The following is a 22,562-nucleotide window of genomic DNA, read 5'->3' as shown; positions in this document are numbered from 1 at the left end:
GCTTTCCGAATTAAAGAATTTGCTTGGCGACCATAGCGTTATGGACCCACCTGATCCCATGCCGAACTCAGAAGTGAAACGTAATAGCGCCGATGGTAGTGTGGGGTCTCCCCATGTGAGAGTAGGACATCGCCAGGCTTGAATTAAGTTTTTATCTTTTTTAGAAGATGAAGACAAAGAATAAAACGCTGACACGTTTTATTTAAGTAATAGCATAATGCTGAATAGACACTGCGGAGTGGTAGTTCAGTTGGTTAGAATACCGGCCTGTCACGCCGGGGGTCGCGGGTTCGAGTCCCGTCCACTCCGCCACTATTTAAAAAGCCCTAATCTTACGATTAGGGCTTTTTTTCGTCTATATAAAATAAATATTGATTAATCAGTGGGTAAGCGGTAAGCGTGCGGGGAACTACACCTTGTCTTTTACATTCCAAGGTAAAAGTGAATCGATATCTGGCGATCCAACACATAAACGATCTAGACAATACCTAATATAATCGTAAGGGATTAATCCGTTTGCCTTTGCTGTTTCTACAATGCTGTAAAGCATTGCACTTGAATCTGCACCAGCCGTTGAACCCGAAAATAACCAGTTTTTCCGGCCGATAACAAACGGTTTAACCGCTCGCTCTGCTCGATTGTTATCAATAGATAACAATCCATCATCAATATAACGAACTAATTTATCCCATTGATTTAATGTATAGCTAATCGCCTCACCTAATTTTGTTTTAGGTGATACTCGACTAACTGCGCTATCAAGCCAATCACGGAGCTCTTTAAGTAAATCGCGGGCTTCTGTCTGCCTAGCAACATACTTGGCTTCAGGGGAAGCCTCTTTTAATAACGATTCGATCCGGTATAGCTTTTGGATTTTACTCAATACCCAATCTGCACTCCCTGTTTTCCCTTTTACTTGAACACGTTGAGCCTCAATAAATCGTCGACGTGCGTGTGCCCAACAGCCAACTAAAATCGCTTCAGTTTGTTCATAACCTTGGTAACCATCGGTATGTAAATACCCGTTATAACCTTTTAAAAAGTTAACTGGATGGTAGCCATGCCTGCTAGATTGATAATCATAAAGTACAATTCCAGGCAAAACACCAGAGCCTGGAGAATCATAGCCAGAGCAGTAGACCCACATATAACATTTTGCTTTTTCAACATCCAACACATTTACCGTTGTTTCATCACAATGCAGAGTGGGTTGTTCAAGCAAAATACGATGTAACTCGTTATTAAGAGGGGTAAATAGTACCGAGCATTTTATTAACCAATCCGCCATCGTTCGCCGTCCAATAATGATACCCCATTGCTGAAATAACGTTTCTTGACGATAAAGTGGAAGACTGTATTGAAATTTAGCCGTAATAATTTGAGCAAGTAAACTTGCGGTCGCAATCCCTTTAGGGATTGGTGACGCTGGCATTGGGGCTTGTTTAATGTCTACTGAAGTATTGTGTTTTTCACAATTTCGGCAAGCATATTTAGGACGAACATGTTGAATAACTTCCACTTTAGCTGGTACAAATTCCAACTTTTCACTGATGTCTTTACCCATCGCATGCATCTCTAGACCGCAACACTTACAAGTTTTATCTTTTATGTCGTGGATAATAACAGTACGCGGTAAGTCTTCAGGTAAGCGTTGGCGTTTTGGCTTTTGACGAGTGTAGGTAATCGTTTGTGTGTCATCATTTTCAATGATGATTTCTTCTTCTGTTTCATTGAATAAATCAAATTGAGTCGAGTCAGATTCACTGCTTTTACCAAAGCGCTGATGTTGAGCCAGCCGAAATTGCTCTAGAAGACGGTTATATTTATTTTCAAGCTGAAGCACAAGTGCTTTCAGCTCGTCAATGGTATCAGGAAGTGGTTTTATTTTATCAGTCATGTAGATGACTATATAACGATAATACAGGTAATCAATCGGTTGCCTCCTATTCTTGACTGAGAATCAACTATTTAAAGGGTTGTTTGATAATGTACCGGTTGATGTCCTAAGATATCAAAACCTTGTAATAGCAGTGTCAGTTGCTGCTCTGATAATGCTAACGTATCGTTATTTATATTTCGTGGCCATTTGAAGCGGTCTTCATCTAATCGCTTGTACCATAAAGCGAATCCTGTTTTATCCCAATACAATATTTTGAGTTTATCACGAGGCTTATTGCAAAATATAAATAGAGCATCACTAAACGGTGATAGTTGCATTTCTTGCTCAACAATCACGACAAGGCCATTAATGGCCTTGCGAAAATCGACAAAATCACGATGAAGATAAATGGTGGAAACATCAGTAAATACATTCATGATTGATACCCTTTTAATAAGAGTCCTATCCAGTGAGGTTCAGTATTAGCTGGCAATGTTAATCGCAATTTTCCGATAGAAAGTTGAATATCTGGTAATTGTGGAGTGGCGATGATAGTTGATGTTAACGCTTCTACTTTCAAGAAAGTAGAAGCGTTAATCTTTTGTTTCCATCGTGCTTTACGTGCACTAAATGTCTTTGGCAGAATATTATGGTTACGACAAAATTCAGCGGCACTAAGCTTGCTAGATTGCTGAGATTCAAATAGAGCGTGCCATTGCTCTGGTGTTCTCTTTTTATCTTTTTGCATAATTACGTTCTCGTTAAATGAAAGATCGTAAGATACGCATAATGAATTTTATTTGTTAGGTGTAGTTCCCCGCACGCTTACATCAGTGGTGTTTTAGCTATGTTGATGACGTAGATTAATAATGTTTAGATAAAGAAAGAGGCCTTAATAAGCCTCTTTTAATTATAAAATTTGATTTAGTATGTGGTCGGCTTTTATTCGTTTAATGCGTTTTATTAAACGCTTTACAGGGATGGGATAAGATTCTAGTTTATCGACTTGTTTGTAAGAACCGACTAATTGAGTATGTTGAAGTATTACCTTTAGTTCGGATTCTTTTTCGGTGATTAGCAATTTTTCTGGATCTTGTAATAACAACCCATTTTCTAGGTCTAATTTCCAAGCTCTTGGGTTTAAATTACTACCAGTGATTAGGGTGAATTCATTATCAACCCACAAACCTTTTAAGTGAAAACTATTATTCTCATGTTTCCATAAATGGATTGATAGCTGTCGACTTGCAATAGATGTCTCATTTGATTTTGCAAAGTGTCGAAGGTTCATCTCATATAAATAGGGAAGTCCTGCTATCGTTCTAAAATCCTCTTCTGGAGCGATATAGAAGTCGTTAGCTGTTTTGTCACCAACGATAATAGTCACTTTCACTCCTCGACGGAGTGCTTTTTTTAGTTCTTTCGCAATCTGTTTTGGAAAGTTGAAATAAGGAGTACATATTGTTATTTCACTTACCGCAGATGCAAGCAATAATTGTATGTATTTGTTTAAGCGGTTACCTTTGCGACCTAAACCAATTAAAGGTGTAACACCAACTTCACCTACTTTTCTTGTTTGAGGTATAAATTGGTAATTTACAATGCTTAATTGTTGCCTTAGCTCTTTGATTGCAGGCTTTAATGATTTTGTATCTGGTCGATTGGCCTGTGATAAGCAATTTACAGCGTCACTAGCTACAAGTGTTTTGGAGATAAGTGACACCATAGAATTGGCTAAGAATGTATTGTTCAGTATATGGTATCGATCAAAGCGATATTTATCTTTATGAGCAAGATATACATCATTTAAGCTTGCGCCACTATAAACGACGGTATCATCAAAAATAAAGCCTTTAAGGTGTAGGACACCGAAAACTTCTTTATTCCTTACAGGTACACCTAATACATTTATTGGGTACTTGTAAGTTTCGGAAAATTCACGATAGAGAGCAGCATTACCATCGCTTTTTTCGGCACCAATTAAGCCTCTTTGTGCTCTGTGCCAATCAACTAGAACATTCACATCTAATGATGGTTGTTTTTGTTTTGCTTCATATAATGCGGTGAAAATTTCTCTACCTGCATCATCATTTTCAAGATATAGAGCCACAATGTAGATGCGTTTTGTAGCTTTTTTTATTTGGTTTAATAGTTCATACCGAAAATCTTCAGCTGTATGAAGGGTCTTTATATTCTCAGGATGTTGAGACAACATAGGGAGTTTACGTAGCTGCTCTTTACTTTCATGAGTTGTTGAGTTCATAACTAGTCATTAAATTATCAATATAATATTCGATATTTTAGCAAATTTAAGTCAAAATGCCGAGATTAATGTCGAATACTTAATCTTTTTTATATCGTAGAAGATGAAGTTTTTTTCCTGAATTTGAGTATCGTTCAAATTTGGACCTAATAACATTTGGAGTGAACTTTGACTCTGCGATGATAAAGTGGTTTTGAGTATAAAAAGATAAAAGAGAGGGTTCACAAAAACAATAGCAATTTTGAATATTATCTATACGAGTCATGATTTCTTTTAAGAAATAGTTACCTAGTTTTTTTCTTCTTCTATTCTCAATTATCATCATACCGGTTAAGAAATTACAATCTTGATAAGTCTTTATACGGACAGAACCTATGATTTTCTTGTCGTCTTCAAGTATTAATATTTCTTCTTTCCCTTTAGGTTTGCCTGATGGGTAATTCTCTTTATAAATCTTATGAAGAAGAGGTAAGCGCATTTTGTTTAAGTGAGAAACAGTAAGATTCATTCGTTGGATTCTATGTAGATTGTATTCATTGCGTTAGAATGTACTTAATCTAACCTATGAAATAAAGTGATATGAATATTTTATTAAATAAAAATCTTCGCCCTTTTAATAGTTTTTCTATTGACGTTAATGCGGATGTTATTATCGAAGCAAATTCAATAAATGATTTTATTGATATATGGTCAAATGACGATTATCGCTCATCGATTAAGTTACCATTAGGGCGAGGCAGTAACACTTTATTTTGTAATGATTTTTCTGGTGTTATTGTACTTAACCGAATTTTGGGTAAAGAAGTAACGGAAACAGAAACTGATTATTTATTATCTGTTTCAAGCGGCGAAGATTGGCCTAGTTTTGTTAAGTGGTGTGTAGAGCATAATTACAATGGTATTGAAAATCTTGCAATGATCCCTGGTTGTGTAGGATCTGCTCCTATTCAAAATATTGGTGCATACGGTTTAGAGTTTAAAGATGTTTGTGATTATGTTGAGTATTTAGATTTAGAATCATTGAACATTAAACGTTTATCAAAAAGTGAATGTGATTTTGGTTATAGAGATTCAATTTTCAAGAAATCATTAAAAGATAAAGTAATCATTACATCTGTCGGTTTTAAATTATCAAAATCGTGGGCCCCACTTTTGACGTATGGGCCGCTTGCTGATTTAAGTAGTGTGGTAGGAGTAACCGCTGAATCTGTATTTAAAGCTATTTGTGATATTCGCTCTCTTAAATTACCCAATCCTGAAGTGCTTGGGAATGCCGGTAGTTTTTTTAAAAATCCTATCGTATCAGATGAATGTTATTTAAAACTATCGAAAAATTTTCCTACTCTGCCTGCATATACCGTCTCTGATGGAAAGAAAATATCTGCAGGTTGGTTGATAGATCACGCGGGACTTAAAGGTTTCTCGATTAACGATGCCCAAGTGCATAAAGAACAAGCTCTTGTACTAATCAACAATGGAAATGCAACATCGAAAGATATTTTAGAGTTAGCTCGCCATGTTCAAAAAACAATTTTTGATATTTATCATATAGAGTTGGAACATGAAGTTCGATTTTATTTTTCGGGCAAAGAAACGTCACTCTCGGAGTTGTTTGAATGAAGGAACACTTGAAAAAGCTAGAAATATTGAAGGCGCTCAGTGATGGTTCTTTTCATTCAGGTGAGGACTTAGGTGATGACATTGGCGTATCCAGAGCTGCCATAAGCAAGCATATCAAGGGGATTCAGGAGTGGGGATTATCAATATATAGAATTCAGGGTAAAGGTTATGCTTTATCTTCTCCTTTAGAATTACTCTCAGTAGATCAGGTAATATGTAAGGATCTGCCACAAACTTCAATTCTTGGTGTTGTTGATTCTACAAATCAGTTCTTATTGGACCAAATGACTGTGCTTAAAAAAGGGCAATCTTGCTTTGCTGAATATCAAGTGGCAGGGCGAGGAAGGAGAGGTCGAACATGGGTATCTCCATTCGGTAGTAATATCTACTGTTCTATATTCTGGAGATTTGATAATGGACTTGCCGCAACCATGGGATTAAGTTTAGCAATTGGAATTGCTGTTGTTGACGCCCTAGAAGTTATTGGTTGTAAAGGCTTAAAGCTGAAATGGCCGAATGATATTTATTGGAATGAATTAAAGTTAGCAGGTGTTCTTATTGAGCTTTCCGGTCAATCAGGAGGAAGTGCAGATGTGGTTATTGGAATTGGCATCAATATAGAGTTGAATGAAAAATCTGCTTTAGTGATTGATCAACCTTGGGTTGATTTGATGACTATATTAGGTGAAAGGAACATCAGGAATAAGCTTGCGAGTGAATTATTAGTATCCTTAAATAAAACATTACTTGAGTTTGAGCATTCGGGGCTACAGTCTTTCATCAACCGATGGAAAGAACTTGATAATTTTATAGATGAAAGCATCACGCTTACCATGGGTAGCCAATCTATTCATGGTGTTTGTCGAGGTATAAATTCGCAAGGTGCGATATTGCTTGAACGTAACTGTATCGTCGAATCTTATTTCGGTGGTGAGATTTCAGTTAGAAAAGCGTGATTATTTTTTTATCGATACGTATTCAATAGAATGATGTTCACCTTTCGTTAGAATTAAACTGGCTCTTTCTTTGGTAGGTAATATATTTTCAGTTAAATTTAATCCATTGATGGTATTCCAAATATGCTCTGCTTTTTCAATGGATTTTTCAATGGATAATCCTGTGTAGTGTGAGAAGTAAGAATTATCTTTTTTGAATGTACTGATTCTTAATTTAAGAAAACGATCTACATACCACTGTTTTAGTAATATGGGTGCCGCATCGACATAAATCGAAAAATCAAGAAAATCAGAAACGAAAGTATTATGGTTATCGTGAGGGTAATCACTGCCATTTTGAAGTACATTTAAGCCTTCAATTATTAGTATGTCAGGTTTATTAATTACTTTTTTTTCATTTGTCACATCGTAGGTCAAATGCGAATATACTGGTGCTTTTACGTTTGCCTTACCTGATTTTATATCTGAAACAAAGGAAACTAAGGTTTGAATATCATAAGATTCAGGAAATCCCTTCTTATGCATAATATTATGTTCATTTAAATATTTGTTGGGATATAAAAATCCATCAGTGGTTACTAGCTGAGTGCTCAATTCTGGAAGCAATTGAGTTAATAGCGTTTGTAAAATACGAGCTGTCGTACTTTTACCAACAGCAACGCTTCCCGCGATACCAATAATGAATGGAGATTGGAAGCCTTTGTTTAAAAGGAAGTTATCGAGGATAATATTTTTTTGTTGATAGCTTTCTATATGTAATTGGATCAAACGTATCAACGGCAAATATATTTCTGAGACTTCATTTATATTTATATTTTCATTAATCCCTCGTAATGCCATTAATTCGATTTCTGTGAGCGTTAAAGGTATTGAATTACGTAATTCTGCCCAGCTCTTTCGAGTGAAATTTAGGTATGGATTCACAATACTTACCAGATGATTAAATGAATTTGAACAATACAGTAAGGCATAAGAATAAAAAAGTAGCCTAGGTTTGTTTTTAAGAAAGTTTGAGTGAAAAAAGCTTATTTAACCTGAATTCTGGATAAAACATGCTTTAAGCGAGGATTAGTTCAAATTCACATTCTGATAGCTTAATTCGTGGCTTTTGTTTTTTTAAACAATAAGCCACAACGCCTGAAATTACATTTAGCATGAAACCAGTCACGCTACGATGACGGCTATGTTCAATTTGAGAGATATTCTTCAATTGGTCATTTATCGTTTCGATAATGTATCTCTTTGATAACATAGCCTTATCAAAAGCACTTATCTCTTTTGCTTTCATGTTTTTTCGCGAGGTAGTCACTAAATCGACATCAGAGTTCTTTAAGCTCTCACTCAACTTTTTACCTATGTACCCTTTATCAGCGTACAATTTCCCCGAGAGTTCTTTGCATAAATCAGGTACAGGAGTCCTATCATTTACATTGCCAGCTGTGATTTTCAGCGAAATAATTTCTCCAAGATGGTTAATCAATAAATGAAGTTTGAAGCCGAAAAACCATCCCATGGTACCTTTTCCTCTTTTCGCAACACCATCAAAGACTTTATGGCGAGGAATTCGAATGTTATGGCATACTTTAAGACTCGTGGAGTCAACAAAAGCAATGCCAGTCGGCTTACCTTTGATAGATTGAAAATAGGCACACATTGGGGCGATTAGGCTAGGCATTTTGCTCACAAATCGAGTGTAGCTAAGTAAATTTGGAAAGTATCCTTTCCAATATTGATGAACTAACCCGATATAGAAGTTCTTGAAATCTCTATGATTTGATTGATGAAAAGCGATGACAATAGTCATACATTCACTAGTAGACATTACTGACTGACGTTTTCTTTTTCTCTCACTAGCCTCAACAAGGTATTTTTCCCATTGAGATAAGAATTGATAACAAAAATCATCGACATCACAAAATATATCAACTAATTTATTCATCTTGCCCACCTTTTAAAATACGTTCAAATAATTCTTGGTCGAAAGATCTGATCGTTAGGTGGGCAATTAGTTCAGCCTTATCCAGAATTCAGGTTATTTATTCTAGTTAATGTAAAAAAGAACAGATTATTGAAATTTTCGGTTGCATGATATTTCCATATTAACTAGAATGCGCACCAATTGTGCCGACTTAGCTCAGTAGGTAGAGCAACTGACTTGTAATCAGTAGGTCACCAGTTCGACTCCGGTAGTCGGCACCATTTCTTTTTATGTTTAATATAAAGAAATAAAAATGTGGAGGGGTTCCCGAGTGGCCAAAGGGAGCAGACTGTAAATCTGCCGCGAAAGCTTCGATGGTTCGAATCCGTCCCCCTCCACCATATTCAAGGTTAAATAGTTCTGTCGAATGACATGCGTGCATCGTATAATGGCTATTACCTCAGCCTTCCAAGCTGATGATGCGGGTTCGATTCCCGCTGCACGCTCCATCTTCTCTATTTATCCTTTATAACTTCAAATATATTTTTATTGGTTACGTGGCCATATAAAGCCACCAATAGCCGTACCTAGAGGGACTATCCATGTCTAAAGAAAAATTTGAACGTACGAAACCGCACGTAAACGTTGGTACAATCGGCCACGTTGACCACGGTAAAACAACTCTAACTGCTGCTATCTGTACTACACTTGCAAAAATTTACGGTGGCGTAGCTAAAGATTTCGCATCAATCGATAACGCTCCTGAAGAGCGCGAGCGTGGTATCACAATCTCAACTTCTCACGTTGAGTACGATACTCCTGCACGTCACTATGCACACGTTGACTGTCCTGGACACGCCGATTATGTTAAAAACATGATCACTGGTGCTGCTCAAATGGATGGTGGTATCCTAGTTGTTGCTGCAACTGATGGCCCTATGCCACAAACACGTGAGCACATCCTACTTGGTCGTCAAGTTGGTATTCCTTTCATCGTTGTGTTCATGAACAAATGTGACATGGTTGATGATGAAGAACTTCTTGAGCTAGTAGAAATGGAAGTTCGTGAACTTCTTTCTGAATACGATTACCCAGGTGATGATTTACCAGTAATCCAAGGTTCAGCTCTTGGCGCTCTAAACGGCGAAAAACAATGGGAAGATAAAATCATTGAGCTTGCAGAAGCTCTAGATACATATATTCCTCTTCCTGAACGTGCTGTTGACATGCCTTTCCTACTTCCTATTGAAGATGTATTCTCAATTCAAGGTCGTGGTACAGTTGTTACTGGTCGTATCGAACGTGGTATTCTACGTGTAGGCGACGAAGTAGAAATCATTGGTATCAAAGAAACTACAGTTTCTACATGTACTGGTGTTGAAATGTTCCGTAAACTGCTTGACGAAGGTCGTGCTGGTGAGAACGTTGGTGCACTTCTACGTGGTACTAAGCGTGATGACGTTGAACGTGGCCAAGTACTTGCTGCTAAAGGTTCAATCAACCCACACACTAAATTTGAGTCAGAAGTATACGTTCTTTCTAAAGATGAAGGCGGCCGTCATACTCCTTTCTTCAAAGGCTACCGTCCACAGTTCTACTTCCGTACAACGGATGTAACTGGTGATATCACACTTCCTGAAGGTGTTGAAATGGTAATGCCTGGTGATAACGTTCAAATGACGGTTGAGCTAATTGCTCCAATCGCAATGGACGAAGGTCTACGCTTCGCAATCCGTGAAGGTGGCCGTACAGTTGGTGCTGGTGTTGTTGCTAAAATCTTCGCTTAAGATTTGACTAAGTACTAGCAAAAAGGGCATCATTTGATGCCCTTTTTCTGCGTTGTATTGTGTGTTGTTTTATCTGCACCTTGATTTTTTAAGAAAATGCAGAGTACAGCGCAGATAAATTAGCAAATCGCTGGTTTATAGGATGAAGAGAGTAGGGTATATTTACTCTTGTTTTTGAATTTCTGTCTAATGATGGAAAATGATTTTAGTTATGTCACAGGTTGGTTTTATGAAAACAAATACTGAGACGACAGAAACTTCAGGCGCAGTTGATACAATAAAGTGGTTACTAGTTTTAGTTCTACTTTCTGCTGCGGTAATTGGTAATTATTTACTAGCTGATTTGTCTGTTGTTATTCGAGCTGCCGGCGTAGTTGCATTAATTGCTGCTGCTGGTGGTATTGCTGCCTTCACAGCAAAAGGTCAAACTGCAATTGAATTTGCTCGCGAATCAAGAATGGAAGTACGTAAGGTTGTTTGGCCTACACGGCAAGAAACAACACAAACAACTTTCATTGTTCTTGCTGTATGTATCGTAATGGCTCTTATTTTATGGGGTATTGATGGTATTATGGTAAGACTAATTGGCTTAATCACAGGTGTTTGAGGATAAGTGATCATGAGTGAAGCTCCAAAGAAACGTTGGTATGTAGTTCAAGCCTTTTCAGGGTTTGAAGGTCGTGTATCTCAATCGTTACGCGAATATATTAAAATGCATAACATGGAAGAGTTATTTGGCGAAGTACTTGTACCAACTGAAGAAGTGGTAGAAATGCGTGCCGGTCAGCGTCGTAAAAGCGAACGTAAATTTTTCCCTGGTTACGTGTTAGTGCAAATGATCATGAATGATGAATCATGGTACTTGGTACGTAGTATTCCACGTGTTATGGGATTCATTGGTGGTACTTCAGATCGCCCTGCACCAATTACTGATAAAGAAGCTGATGCAATTTTAAATCGTCTTCAACAAGCGAGTGAAGCACCTCGCCCTAAAACGTTATTTGAAGCTGGTGAAGTGGTTCGTGTTACTGAAGGACCATTTGCTGACTTTAACGGTACTGTTGAAAATGTTGATTACGAAAAAAGTCGCATCAAAGTGTCAGTTTCTATCTTTGGCCGTGCAACTCCAGTTGAACTAGAGTTTAGCCAAGTAGAAAAAAACTGATCGAAAAATCAGCAAAGCTATTGTAAAAGGCGCGAATTATTATTATAATCTCGCGCGTTTTTGTTAACGGGGAGCTGCTCCTATTGGACAGCGTATGAACCCAAAAATTAGGAAATATCATGGCTAAGAAAGTTGAAGCTTATATCAAACTGCAAGTTGCAGCAGGTATGGCGAACCCAAGTCCACCAGTTGGTCCTGCTCTAGGTCAACACGGTGTAAATATCATGGAATTCTGTAAAGCGTTTAACGCAAGAACAGAATCTGTTGAGAAAGGTCTACCTACTCCAGTAGTTATCTCTGTATACAGCGACCGTTCTTTTACGTTCATTACTAAGACTCCACCAGCAGCAGTTCTTCTTAAGAAAGCTGCAGGCGTTAAGTCTGGTTCTGGCCGTCCAAACAGTGACAAAGTTGGTACTGTTACAGACTCTCAAATACAAGAGATCGCAGAAACTAAAGCTGCGGACATGACTGGTGCTGACATTGAAGCTATGAAGCGTTCAATTGCTGGTACTGCTCGTTCTATGGGCCTAGTGGTAGAGGGTTAAGATTATGACTAAACTTACTAAGCGTATGCGTAATATCCGCGAAAAAGTGGAAGTTACTAAAGACTACGAAATCAACGAAGCAATTGCTCTTCTTAAAGAATTAGCAACAGCTAACTTTAATGAAAGCGTTGACGTTGCTGTTAACCTTGGCATTGATGCACGTAAATCAGACCAAAACGTACGTGGTGCAACTGTACTACCACACGGTACTGGTCGTAATGTTCGTGTTGCTGTGTTCACTCAAGGTGCAAACGCAGAAGCTGCTAAAGAAGCAGGCGCTGATCTAGTAGGCATGGAAGATCTTGCTGAGCTAGTTAAGAAAGGCGAAATGAACTTTGACGTTGTTGTTGCTTCTCCAGATGCAATGCGCGTTGTTGGTCAACTAGGTACAATCCTAGGTCCTCGCGGTCTTATGCCAAACCCTAAAGTTGGTACTGTAACTCCTAACGTTGCTCAAGCAGTTAAAAATGCTAAAGCTGGTCAGGTTCGTTACCGTAACGACAAAAACGGCATCATCCACACTACTATCGGTAAAGTGGACTTTGATGGCGCTCAACTTAAAGAGAACTTAGAATCTCTTCTAGTTGCACTGAAAAAAGCAAAACCTACTTCAGCTAAAGGTGTTTTCCTGAAGAAGGTAAGCATCTCAACTACAATGGGTGCTGGTGTTTCTCTAGATCAATCTACTTTAGAGACAACAACAAAGTAATTTGCAAAGCCGCAAAATTTGTGTATAATTTTGCGCCTATCAAATTTATGGTTGGGGCTGTTTGATTTTTGATTAAATAGTCTCCGTCCAAGACCGTAGGCGCTCGAAAGGGCTTAATAAAACCTGCGTAGACGGTGCCGAACTAAAGGCTAATTTTTCGAAATTAGTTTTCTGTGAATGCATCGTAATTACTCTCCTACAGTTTTTGTAGTGAGTGGTGTAATCACAACCAGAGGTTAATCCAAATGGCTTTAAATCTTCAAGACAAAAAAGCAATTGTTGCTGAAGTCAACGAAGCAGCCAGTGGTGCACTTTCTGCAGTTGTAGCTGACTCTCGTGGCGTTACTGTTGGCGCAATGACTTCTCTACGTAAACAAGCGCGTGAAGCGGGTGTTTACATGAGAGTTGTTCGTAACACACTAGCACGTCGTGCAGTAGAAGGTACTCAGTATGAGTGTCTACAAGACACATTTACTGGCCCATCTCTACTTGCATTCTCTAACGAGCACCCAGGTGCCGCAGCACGTCTTTTTAAAGACTTTGCTAAAGAGAATAAAAACTTCGAGATTAAAGCTGCTGCATTTGAAGGCGCAGTTACTGATGCTGATGTACTAGCGACACTACCAACTTACGACGAAGCAATTGCACGCTTAATGATGTGCATGAAAGAAGCTTCTGCTGGTAAATTGGTACGTACTATCGCTGCTGTTCGTGATCAAAAAGAAGAAGCTGAGGCATAAGCCCTGCTTTATTTGATTACAAAATAAATTATTGTTGACTTAAAAGAGAATTGTTATGTCTATTACTAACGAGCAAATCCTAGACGCAGTTGCAGAAATGTCTGTAATGCAAGTTGTTGAGCTTATCGAAGCTATGGAAGAAAAATTCGGTGTTACTGCTGCTGCTGCAGTAGTTGCTGGTGGCGCTGCTGCTGAAGCTGCTGAAGAGCAAACTGAATTTGATGTTATCCTAACTGCCATTGGCGGAAACAAAGTTTCTGTAATCAAAGCAGTACGTGGCGCTACAGGTCTTGGCCTGAAAGAAGCGAAGGGTCTAGTTGATTCTGCTCCTGCTGCACTTAAAGAAGGCGTTGACAAAGCTGAAGCTGAAGGCCTTAAAGCACAGCTTGAAGAAGCTGGTGCAACTGTTGAAATCAAGTAATTATTACTTAGTTTCATAGCCTAGCGGCTAATGGCTGGTGGTTTATTAACCACTGGCCTTTTTGCGCTGTAGGGTATAGGGTAATTTCACACTGTTTAAAGTCCCTATATTCGAGCAAAAAACATAGTCTCAATCAGAGATTATGTCCTACATTAAACAGTGCTATTAGTGCTGTCCAAACCTTTCGAAGGCGGACGGTTCGGGTCACTTATCAGCGAGCTGAGGAACCCCATGGTTTACTCTTATACAGAGAAAAAGCGCATCCGTAAGGATTTTGGTAAGCGTCCACAAGTGTTGGACATACCATACTTACTATCGATCCAGCTTGATTCTTTTACTAAATTTATCGAGCAAGATCCTGAAGGGCAATACGGTCTTGAGGCTGCTTTCCGTTCTGTTTTTCCAATTCAGAGCTACAATGGCAACTCTAAGCTAGAATACGTTAGCTATAATCTCCGTGAGCCAGAATTTGATGTTAAAGAATGTCAAATCCGCGGTGTTACCTATTCTGCACCTTTACGCGTTAAATTACGTTTAGTTGTGTACGATAAAGATGCACCTGCAGGCACGGTAAAAGACATTAAAGAACAAGAAGTCTACATGGGCGAAATTCCGCTTATGACTGACAACGGTACTTTTGTAATCAATGGTACTGAAAGGGTTATCGTATCCCAGCTGCACCGCAGCCCAGGTGTCTTCTTCGACAGCGATAAGGGTAAAACCCATTCATCTGGTAAAGTTCTTTATAACGCGCGTGTAATTCCTTACCGTGGTTCATGGTTAGATTTCGAATTTGATCCTAAGGATAACTTATTCGTACGTATCGACCGTCGTCGTAAATTACCAGCAACGATCATCTTACGTGCACTTCGTAAAACAACAGAAGAAATCTTAGATCTATTCTTCGATAAAGTTGTATTTGAAGTGAAAGACCAAACGTTAATGATGGAATTACTTCCTGAACGTTTACGTGGTGAGACTGCAACATTTGATATTGAATCGAACGGCAAAGTTTATGTTGAAGCCGGTCGTCGTATTACTGCGCGTCATATTCGTCAATTGACGAAAGACGAAGTAAATAATATCGAAGTACCAGTAGATTATATCGTAGGTAAAGTGGCTTCTCACGATTATGTGAATGAAGACACTGGTGAGATCATTATCGCGGCTAACCAAGAGTTTAGCTTAGAAGATCTTGCTAATTTATCTCAAGCTGGCCACAAAAAGATTGAAGTGTTATTTACGAATGACCTTGATCATGGTGCATACATCTCTGACACATTACGTGCAGATTCAACTGTTGACCGTTTATCGGCACTTGTTGAAGTTTATCGTATGATGCGCCCAGGCGAGCCACCAACAAAAGAAGCTGCTGAATCATTATTTGAAAGCCTATTCTTCTCTGAAGATCGTTATGACTTATCGACTGTTGGTCGTATGAAGTTCAATAGCTCAATTGGTCGTGATAATGGTGAAGGCGCAGGCATCCTTGATGAAACAGACATCATCGAAGTTATGCGTAAACTGATCGATATTCGTAACGGTAAAGGCGAGGTTGATGATATCGATCACCTTGGTAACCGTCGTATTCGTTCTGTTGGCGAAATGGCAGAAAACCAATTCCGTGTTGGTTTAGTTCGTGTAGAACGTGCTGTTCGTGAACGTCTAAGTCTTGGTGATCTTGATGCAATTATGCCTCAAGATCTTATCAACGCTAAGCCGATTTCAGCTGCAGTTAAAGAATTCTTTGGCTCTTCACAGCTGTCTCAGTTTATGGATCAGAATAACCCATTGTCAGAAGTTACGCACAAACGTCGTATTTCTGCTTTAGGGCCTGGCGGTCTAACTCGTGAGCGTGCTGGTTTCGAAGTTCGTGATGTACACGCGACTCACTACGGTCGCCTATGTCCAATCGAAACTCCTGAAGGACCAAACATCGGTCTAATTAACTCATTATCAGCGTATGCTCGATGTAATGAATATGGTTTCCTAGAGACTCCATATCGTCGTGTTGTTGATAATATCGTGACTGAAGATGTAGATTACCTATCTGCGATTGAAGAAGGTACATTTGTTATTGCACAGGCGAATGCCGTGTTAACAGAAGAAGGTACTTTCGCTGATGAATTAATCATCGCTCGTCAGAAAGGTGAATCAGGCCTACATCCACGTGAACACATCCAATATATGGATGTCGCGACAAACCAAGTTGTATCTGTAGCTGCATCGCTTATCCCGTTCCTAGAACACGATGATGCGAACCGTGCCCTAATGGGTGCGAACATGCAGCGTCAAGCTGTACCTACATTAAGAGCTGATAAGCCTTTAGTTGGTACTGGTATTGAGCGTTGTGTAGCAATCGATTCAGGTGTAACCGCTGTTGCTAAACGTGGCGGTATGGTTCAGTCAGTAGATGCTTCTCGTATCGTTATCAAAGTGAACGAAGAAGAATTGGTACCTGGCGAAGCTGGTATCGATATCTACAACTTAACTAAATACACTCGTTCTAACCAAAATACGTGTATCAACCAACGTCCAACAGTGCTTCCTGGTGAACCTGTTACTCGTGGTGATGTTCTTGCTGATGGTCCGTCAACGGATCTTGGTGAGCTTGCACTTGGTCAGAACATGCGTATCGCATTTATGCCTTGGAATGGTTATAACTTCGAGGATTCAATCCTTGTATCTGAGCGTGTAGTTCAGGAAGACCGTTTCACGACGATTCACATTCAAGAACTATCTTGTGTGGCTCGTGATACTAAACTTGGCTCTGAAGAGATCACTGCAGATATCCCTAACGTAGGCGAAGCTGCTCTGTCTAAACTTGATGAATCAGGTATTGTTTATATCGGTGCTGAAGTTAAGGGTGGAGACATCTTAGTTGGTAAAGTAACACCTAAAGGTGAAACTCAACTGACTCCAGAAGAGAAGCTACTACGAGCTATCTTTGGTGAAAAAGCATCAGATGTTAAAGATTCTTCTCTACGTGTACCAAACTCTGTTTCAGGTACTATCATTGACGTACAAGTATTTACGCGTGATGGTGTTGAAAAAGATAAACGTGCTCTAGAAATCGAACAAATGCAGCTTAAAGAAGCTAAGAAAGACATCACTGAAGAATTCCAGATTCTTGAAGGTGGCTTATTAGCACGTGTTCGCACACTTCTAACGCTTGCAGGTACTTCTGAAGTTAAACTTGATGCGATGGATCGTAAGCAGTGGTTAGAAATCACGCTTGATGATGAATCACAACAAAATCAACTTGAGCAGCTTGCTGAGCAATATGATGAACTTAAAGCTGAGTTCGATAAGAAATTCGAAACTAAACGTCGTAAGATCACTCAAGGTGATGATCTTGCACCAGGCGTACTGAAAATCGTTAAAGTTTACCTAGCGGTAAAACGTCGTATTCAGCCTGGTGATAAGATGGCGGGTCGTCATGGTAACAAGGGTGTAATCTCTAAGATTAACCCTGTTGAAGACATGCCTTATGATGAAAAAGGTCAGCCAGTAGATATCGTTCTGAACCCACTGGGTGTACCTTCTCGTATGAACATCGGTCAAATTCTTGAAGTTCATATGGGTCTTGCTGCGAAAGGTGTTGGTGATAAACTTAACCAAATGCTTAAAGAGCAACAAGAACTGCATAAGTTCCGTAACTTCTTACAAAAAGTATACGATCTTGGTGAAACTCGCCAAGAAGTAGACATCGCTGCACTGTCTGATGACGAAGTTCGTACATTAGTTAAGAACTTACGCGGTGGTTTACCAATCGCAACACCAATCTTTGATGGTGCTCCAGAATCATCAATTAAAGAACTATTAAAACTTGTTGATCTGCCAGAATCTGGTCAGTTGAAATTGTTTGATGGTCGTACTGGTGATGCGTTTGAGCGTCCTGTAACTGTTGGTTACATGTATATGCTAAAACTAAACCACTTAGTCGATGACAAGATGCACGCACGTTCTACCGGCTCTTACAGCCTTGTAACTCAGCAGCCACTTGGTGGTAAAGCTCAGTTCGGTGGTCAGCGTTTCGGTGAGATGGAAGTATGGGCACTTGAAGCATATGGTGCTGCATATACTCTACAAGAAATGCTAACAGTTAAGTCGGATGACGTGAACGGTCGTACTAAGATGTATAAAAACATCGTAGATGGCGATCATCGTATGGAACCAGGTATGCCAGAATCATTCAACGTATTGTTGAAAGAGATCCGCTCACTTGGTATCAACATCGAGTTAGAAGACGAAGAATAATCTCATTGAGATTGTCCGGTAGAATATAAGGCGCTCGCCGAGCGCCTTTTTTCTCCTTACAGGAGCCGAATGTGAAAGACTTATTAAAGTTTCTGAAAGCACAACATAAGACCGAAGAATTTGATGCAATCAAAATCGGTCTTGCTTCACCTGACCAAATTCGTTCATGGTCTTTTGGTGAAGTTAAAAAGCCAGAAACAATCAACTATCGTACCTTTAAGCCAGAACGTGACGGTCTTTTCTGTGCACGTATCTTTGGCCCAGTGAAAGACTACGAGTGCTTATGTGGTAAATATAAGCGCCTGAAGCACCGTGGTGTTATCTGTGAAAAATGTGGCGTAGAAGTAACGCAAACTAAAGTTCGTCGTGACCGTATGGGTCATATTGAACTTGCGTCTCCTGTTGCACACATCTGGTTCCTTAAGTCACTTCCGTCTCGTATTGGTTTGTTAATGGACATCCCTCTGCGTGATATCGAACGTGTACTTTATTTTGAATCATATGTGGTTACAGAGCCAGGTATGACTGACTTAGAGCGCAGCCAACTTCTTTCAGAAGAAGAATATCTTGATAAGCTTGAAGAGTTCGGTGACGAATTCACAGCTAAGATGGGTGCGGAAGCGATTAAAGACTTGCTTGGTTCTATGGACATGCAAGCTGAAATCGAGAACATGCGTGAAGAGTTAGAAACAACTAACTCAGAAACAAAACGTAAGAAGCTGACTAAGCGTTTAAAACTTGTAGAAGCATTTGTTCAATCTGGTAACAACCCAGAATGGATGATCTTAACTGTTCTACCTGTTCTTCCGCCAGATCTTCGTCCTCTAGTTCCACTAGATGGCGGTCGTTTTGCTACGTCTGATCTAAATGATTTATACCGTCGTGTGATTAACCGTAACAACCGTTTGAAGCGTCTTTTAGACTTAGCTGCACCAGACATCATCGTACGTAATGAAAAACGTATGCTGCAAGAGTCTGTTGATGCGCTGCTTGATAACGGTCGTCGTGGTCGTGCGATTACAGGTTCTAACAAGCGTCCTTTGAAATCTCTTGCTGATATGATCAAGGGTAAACAAGGTCGTTTCCGTCAGAACTTGCTTGGTAAACGTGTAGACTACTCTGGTCGTTCTGTTATTACAGTAGGTCCATACCTTCGTCTACATCAGTGTGGTCTTCCTAAGAAGATGGCACTTGAATTATTTAAACCATTTATTTATAGCAAATTAGAAGGTCGTGGTTTTGCTACGACAATCAAAGCTGCTAAGAAAATGGTAGAGCGTGAAGAAGCGATCGTTTGGGATATCCTAGATGACGTTATTCGTGAACACCCAGTACTGCTTAACCGTGCACCAACACTTCACCGTCTTGGTATTCAAGCGTTTGAACCAGTACTAATCGAAGGTAAAGCGATTCAGCTGCACCCATTAGTGTGTGCGGCATATAATGCCGATTTCGATGGTGACCAGATGGCGGTACACGTACCACTAACTCTGGAAGCTCAGCTAGAAGCTCGTACCCTAATGATGTCGACGAATAATATTCTGTCGCCAGCATCAGGTGATCCAATCATCGTTCCTTCTCAGGATGTTGTATTAGGTCTGTACTACATGACGCGTGACAGAATTAACGCGAAAGGCGAAGGCATGTACCTAGAAGGTTTTGCTGAAGCTGAAAAAGCATACCGTACAGGTAATGCTGAGCTACATGCTCGCGTTAAAGTTCGTATCACAGAAGTTCTTCGTGATGAGAACGGTATTGAAACTCGTGAAACTAAACTGGTTGATACGACTGTTGGTCGTGCAATGCTATGGCAGATCGTTCCTGAAGGTCTTCCTTACAGCATCATTAACCAGAAGTTAGGTAAGAAGCAAATCTCTAACCTATTAAACGAGGCATATCGTACTCTTGGTTCTAAAGATACAGTAATCTTTGCAGACCAAATCATGTACACCGGTTTCGCATACGCGGCATTGTCTGGTGCGTCTGTTGGTATCGATGACATGGTTATCCCTGATGCTAAGTATACGAAAGTTGCTGAAGCAGAAGAAGAAGTTAAGCAAATTCAAGAACAATATCAATCTGGTCTTGTAACTGCTGGCGAACGTTACAACAAAGTTATCGATATCTGGGCAGCAACGAATGAACAAGTTGCTAAAGAGATGATGGATAACTTGTCTTCAGAAACTGTGCTTAACCGCGATGGTGAAGAAGAGCAACAAGAATCGTTTAACAGCGTTTACATGATGGCCGATTCAGGTGCTCGTGGTTCTGCAGCTCAGATTCGTCAGCTTGCAGGTATGCGTGGTCTGATGGCGAAACCAGATGGTTCAATCATCGAAACACCGATCACGGCGAACTTCCGTGAAGGTCTAAACGTAAACCAATATTTCATCTCAACGCATGGTGCGCGTAAAGGTCTTGCCGATACTGCACTTAAAACAGCGAACTCAGGTTACCTGACTCGTCGTTTAGTAGACGTTGCTCAAGATGTAGTCGTTCATTTAGATGACTGTGGAACACTTGAAGGTGTTACCATGATGCCTCTAATTGAAGGTGGTGATGTTAAAGAACCTCTACATGAACGTGTTCTAGGTCGTGTCGTTGCTGAAGATGTATTGAAACCAGGTACTGATGAGATCCTTCTTCCACGTAACACGCTTCTTGATGAGAAGCAGTGTCAAATCGTTGAAGAAAACTCAGTTGACCAAATCAAAGTACGTTCAGTTGTAAGTTGTGAAGCTGACTTCGGTTGTTGTGCAAACTGTTATGGCCGTGACCTTGCTCGTGGACACATGGTAAACCAAGGTGAGGCAGTCGGTGTTATTGCGGCTCAGTCTATTGGTGAACCTGGTACACAGCTTACGATGCGTACGTTCCATATCGGTGGTGCGGCATCTACAGCAGCAGCAGACAACAGCATTCAAGTTAAGACGACAGGTTCGATTAAACTTCATAATGCTAAGCACGTAACGAATAACGAAGGCAACCTAGTTATTACTTCTCGTGCATCTCAACTGACGGTTATTGATGGGCATGGTCGTACGAAAGAAAGCTACAAGCTATCTTACGGTACTATTCTTTCTAAGAAAGATGGTGATGTTGTGACTCAAGGCGATAAGATCGCAGCTTGGGACCCGCATACAATGCCAATCATCACAGAAGTAAAAGGTCAAGTTCAATTCGTTGATATGATTGATGGTGTGACTATTACAACTCAAACTGATGAGTTAACTGGTCTATCGTCAATTGTTATCCTTGATACGGCTGAGCGTGCTTCTGCTGGTAAAGACATGCGTCCAACAGTGAAACTTGTTGATGCGAATGGTCGTGACATCATGATCCCTGGCACTGAAATGCCAGCTCAATACTTCCTACCAGGTAAAGCAATTGTTAACTTGGCTGATGGTGGCGATGTAGGTATCGGTGAAACACTGGCTCGTATTCCTCAAGCTTCAAGTGGTACTAAAGATATTACCGGTGGTCTTCCACGCGTTGCGGATTTATTTGAAGCTCGTAAACCTAAAGAGCCAGCAATTCTTGCTGAGCACGCAGGTATCGTTGCTTTTGGTAAAGAAACGAAAGGTAAAGTACGCTTATTGATCACTCGTGATGATACTGGTGAAGTTTATGAAGAAATGATTCATAAACATCGTCAACTTAACATTTTTGATGGTGATAAAGTTGAACGCGGTGACGTTATTTCTGATGGTCCAGAAACACCACATGATATTCTACGTTTACGTGGTATTCATGCCGTTACTGAATACATCACAAACGAAGTTCAAGAAGTTTACCGTTTACAAGGCGTTAAGATTAACGATAAGCACATTGAGACTATCGTTCGTCAAATGCTACGTAAGTGTACTATCACACATTCTGGTGACTCTACTTTCCTTGAAGGTGAGCAACTAGAATTTGCAAACGTAACTATTGCAAACCGTCAGCTTGAAGCTGAAGGAAAGCAACCAGCTCGTTTTGGTCGTGATTTACTAGGTATTACTAAAGCGTCTCTTGCTACTGAGTCGTTCATCTCTGCTGCATCGTTCCAAGAAACGACGCGCGTACTTACTGAGGCTGCGGTTTCTGGTAAGCGTGATGAACTACGTGGTCTGAAAGAAAACGTAATCGTTGGTCGTCTAATTCCAGCGGGTACAGGTTTCTCATACCACCAAGCACGTCAAAAGCAAAAAGCAGCAGCGAAAGTTGCGCCTTCTGCTGAAGAAGCAACAGATAACTTAGCGGCACTATTGAATGCGGGTTTCTCTTCTGAAGAGTAATTAGTTTTAATATTCGCTA

General features: G+C 39.9%; 18 protein-coding genes, 4 tRNA genes and 1 rRNA gene. 16 read left to right on the top strand and 7 right to left on the bottom strand.

Going from position 1 to position 22,562, the window contains the following annotated elements; translation table 11 throughout:
* Positions 1-22: 22 nt before the first annotated feature.
* Both rrf and VSAL_RS15145 read left to right on the top strand, forming a co-directional pair.
* Positions 23-138: ribosomal RNA gene (gene rrf / locus VSAL_RS15150) — 5S ribosomal RNA — on the top strand.
* A gap of 97 nt (positions 139-235) precedes the next feature.
* Positions 236-312 (top strand) — tRNA-Asp (locus VSAL_RS15145).
* A 97-nt stretch (positions 313-409) separates the two neighbouring features.
* On the opposite strand, the gene VSAL_RS15140 is transcribed toward VSAL_RS15145, so the two are convergent.
* The 5 genes from VSAL_RS15140 to VSAL_RS15120 all read right to left on the bottom strand — a co-directional run bounded on the left by VSAL_RS15140 (position 410) and on the right by VSAL_RS15120 (position 4,650).
* Positions 410-1,897 (bottom strand): IS66-like element ISVsa2 family transposase, encoded by a 1,488-nt coding sequence (locus tag VSAL_RS15140; RefSeq protein ID WP_012551300.1) that lies wholly within the window; start codon positions 1,895-1,897, stop codon positions 410-412.
* A gap of 71 nt (positions 1,898-1,968) precedes the next feature.
* Positions 1,969-2,316: an IS66 family insertion sequence element accessory protein TnpB gene (gene tnpB, locus VSAL_RS15135; RefSeq protein WP_012548924.1), complete on the bottom strand. Its 348-nt coding sequence runs from the start codon at positions 2,314-2,316 to the stop codon at positions 1,969-1,971.
* The gene (tnpA, locus tag VSAL_RS15130) at positions 2,313-2,627 is read right to left on the bottom strand and encodes an IS66 family insertion sequence element accessory protein TnpA (protein ID WP_012548925.1); all 315 of its coding nucleotides are present in this window, start codon (positions 2,625-2,627) and stop codon (positions 2,313-2,315) included. The genes tnpB and tnpA overlap by 4 nt, the downstream gene beginning before the upstream one ends.
* A 162-nt stretch (positions 2,628-2,789) precedes the next feature.
* Positions 2,790-4,142, bottom strand: a complete 1,353-nt coding sequence (gene pssA, locus VSAL_RS15125) for a CDP-diacylglycerol--serine O-phosphatidyltransferase (protein WP_012551299.1) — start codon at positions 4,140-4,142, stop codon at positions 2,790-2,792.
* Between the two features lie 79 nt (positions 4,143-4,221).
* Entirely contained in the window at positions 4,222-4,650 is a 429-nt protein-coding gene (locus VSAL_RS15120) for a GNAT family N-acetyltransferase (protein WP_012551298.1), read from the bottom strand.
* 71 nt (positions 4,651-4,721) lie between these two features.
* On the opposite strand from VSAL_RS15120, the gene murB reads away from it, so the two are divergent.
* Complete coding sequence (murB, locus tag VSAL_RS15115; protein ID WP_012551297.1) at positions 4,722-5,762, top strand: UDP-N-acetylmuramate dehydrogenase; 1,041 nt, start codon at positions 4,722-4,724, stop codon at positions 5,760-5,762.
* A complete protein-coding gene (gene birA, locus VSAL_RS15110; RefSeq protein WP_012551296.1) occupies positions 5,759-6,718 on the top strand; it encodes a bifunctional biotin--[acetyl-CoA-carboxylase] ligase/biotin operon repressor BirA in 960 nt (319 codons plus the stop codon). Before murB ends, birA begins: the two co-directional genes overlap by 4 nt.
* Here the strand turns inward: birA and coaA are convergent, their stop codons facing one another.
* Together coaA and VSAL_RS15100 are read right to left on the bottom strand one after the other, a co-directional pair.
* Complete coding sequence (coaA, locus tag VSAL_RS15105) at positions 6,719-7,642, bottom strand: type I pantothenate kinase (protein WP_012551295.1); 924 nt, start codon at positions 7,640-7,642, stop codon at positions 6,719-6,721.
* Positions 7,643-7,775: 133 nt separating this feature from the next.
* Positions 7,776-8,657, bottom strand: a complete 882-nt coding sequence (locus VSAL_RS15100) for an IS982-like element ISVsa6 family transposase (protein WP_012548944.1) — start codon at positions 8,655-8,657, stop codon at positions 7,776-7,778.
* Between the two features lie 184 nt (positions 8,658-8,841).
* On the opposite strand from VSAL_RS15100, the gene VSAL_RS15095 reads away from it, so the two are divergent.
* From VSAL_RS15095 to rpoC, 12 genes are all read left to right on the top strand, one after another.
* Positions 8,842-8,917, top strand: a tRNA-Thr gene (locus tag VSAL_RS15095).
* Between the two features lie 36 nt (positions 8,918-8,953).
* A tRNA-Tyr gene (locus VSAL_RS15090) sits at positions 8,954-9,037 on the top strand.
* A 33-nt stretch (positions 9,038-9,070) separates the two neighbouring features.
* Positions 9,071-9,145: transfer RNA gene (locus VSAL_RS15085), tRNA-Gly, on the top strand.
* Positions 9,146-9,238: 93 nt separating this feature from the next.
* On the top strand, positions 9,239-10,423 hold the full coding sequence (tuf, locus tag VSAL_RS15080) for an elongation factor Tu (protein WP_012549148.1): 1,185 nt from the start codon (positions 9,239-9,241) through the stop codon (positions 10,421-10,423).
* Between the two features lie 229 nt (positions 10,424-10,652).
* The gene (secE, locus tag VSAL_RS15075) at positions 10,653-11,030 is read left to right on the top strand and encodes a preprotein translocase subunit SecE (protein WP_012551294.1); all 378 of its coding nucleotides are present in this window, start codon (positions 10,653-10,655) and stop codon (positions 11,028-11,030) included.
* A gap of 12 nt (positions 11,031-11,042) precedes the next feature.
* Positions 11,043-11,588 carry a transcription termination/antitermination protein NusG gene (nusG, locus tag VSAL_RS15070; protein WP_012551293.1) on the top strand — a complete coding sequence of 182 codons (546 nt, stop codon included), beginning with the start codon at positions 11,043-11,045 and terminating at the stop codon, positions 11,586-11,588.
* 119 nt (positions 11,589-11,707) lie between these two features.
* The gene (rplK, locus tag VSAL_RS15065) at positions 11,708-12,136 is read left to right on the top strand and encodes a 50S ribosomal protein L11 (protein ID WP_012551292.1); all 429 of its coding nucleotides are present in this window, start codon (positions 11,708-11,710) and stop codon (positions 12,134-12,136) included.
* Between the two features lie 4 nt (positions 12,137-12,140).
* A complete protein-coding gene (gene rplA, locus VSAL_RS15060) occupies positions 12,141-12,845 on the top strand; it encodes a 50S ribosomal protein L1 (RefSeq protein ID WP_012551291.1) in 705 nt (234 codons plus the stop codon).
* Positions 12,846-13,090: 245 nt separating this feature from the next.
* On the top strand, positions 13,091-13,585 hold the full coding sequence (gene rplJ / locus VSAL_RS15055) for a 50S ribosomal protein L10 (RefSeq protein ID WP_012551290.1): 495 nt from the start codon (positions 13,091-13,093) through the stop codon (positions 13,583-13,585).
* Positions 13,586-13,640: 55 nt separating this feature from the next.
* On the top strand, positions 13,641-14,006 hold the full coding sequence (rplL, locus tag VSAL_RS15050; RefSeq protein WP_012551289.1) for a 50S ribosomal protein L7/L12: 366 nt from the start codon (positions 13,641-13,643) through the stop codon (positions 14,004-14,006).
* 231 nt (positions 14,007-14,237) lie between these two features.
* Entirely contained in the window at positions 14,238-18,266 is a 4,029-nt protein-coding gene (gene rpoB / locus VSAL_RS15045; protein WP_012551288.1) for a DNA-directed RNA polymerase subunit beta, read from the top strand.
* A gap of 71 nt (positions 18,267-18,337) precedes the next feature.
* Positions 18,338-22,543: a DNA-directed RNA polymerase subunit beta' gene (gene rpoC / locus VSAL_RS15040; protein WP_012551287.1), complete on the top strand. Its 4,206-nt coding sequence runs from the start codon at positions 18,338-18,340 to the stop codon at positions 22,541-22,543.
* Positions 22,544-22,562: the final 19 nt, after the last annotated feature.

Origin of the sequence: Aliivibrio salmonicida LFI1238 (assembly GCF_000196495.1) — a bacterium.
In the GTDB taxonomy this organism is placed as follows: domain Bacteria; phylum Pseudomonadota; class Gammaproteobacteria; order Enterobacterales; family Vibrionaceae; genus Aliivibrio; species Aliivibrio salmonicida.
This window is presented reverse-complemented; position numbering and strand designations above follow the sequence as displayed.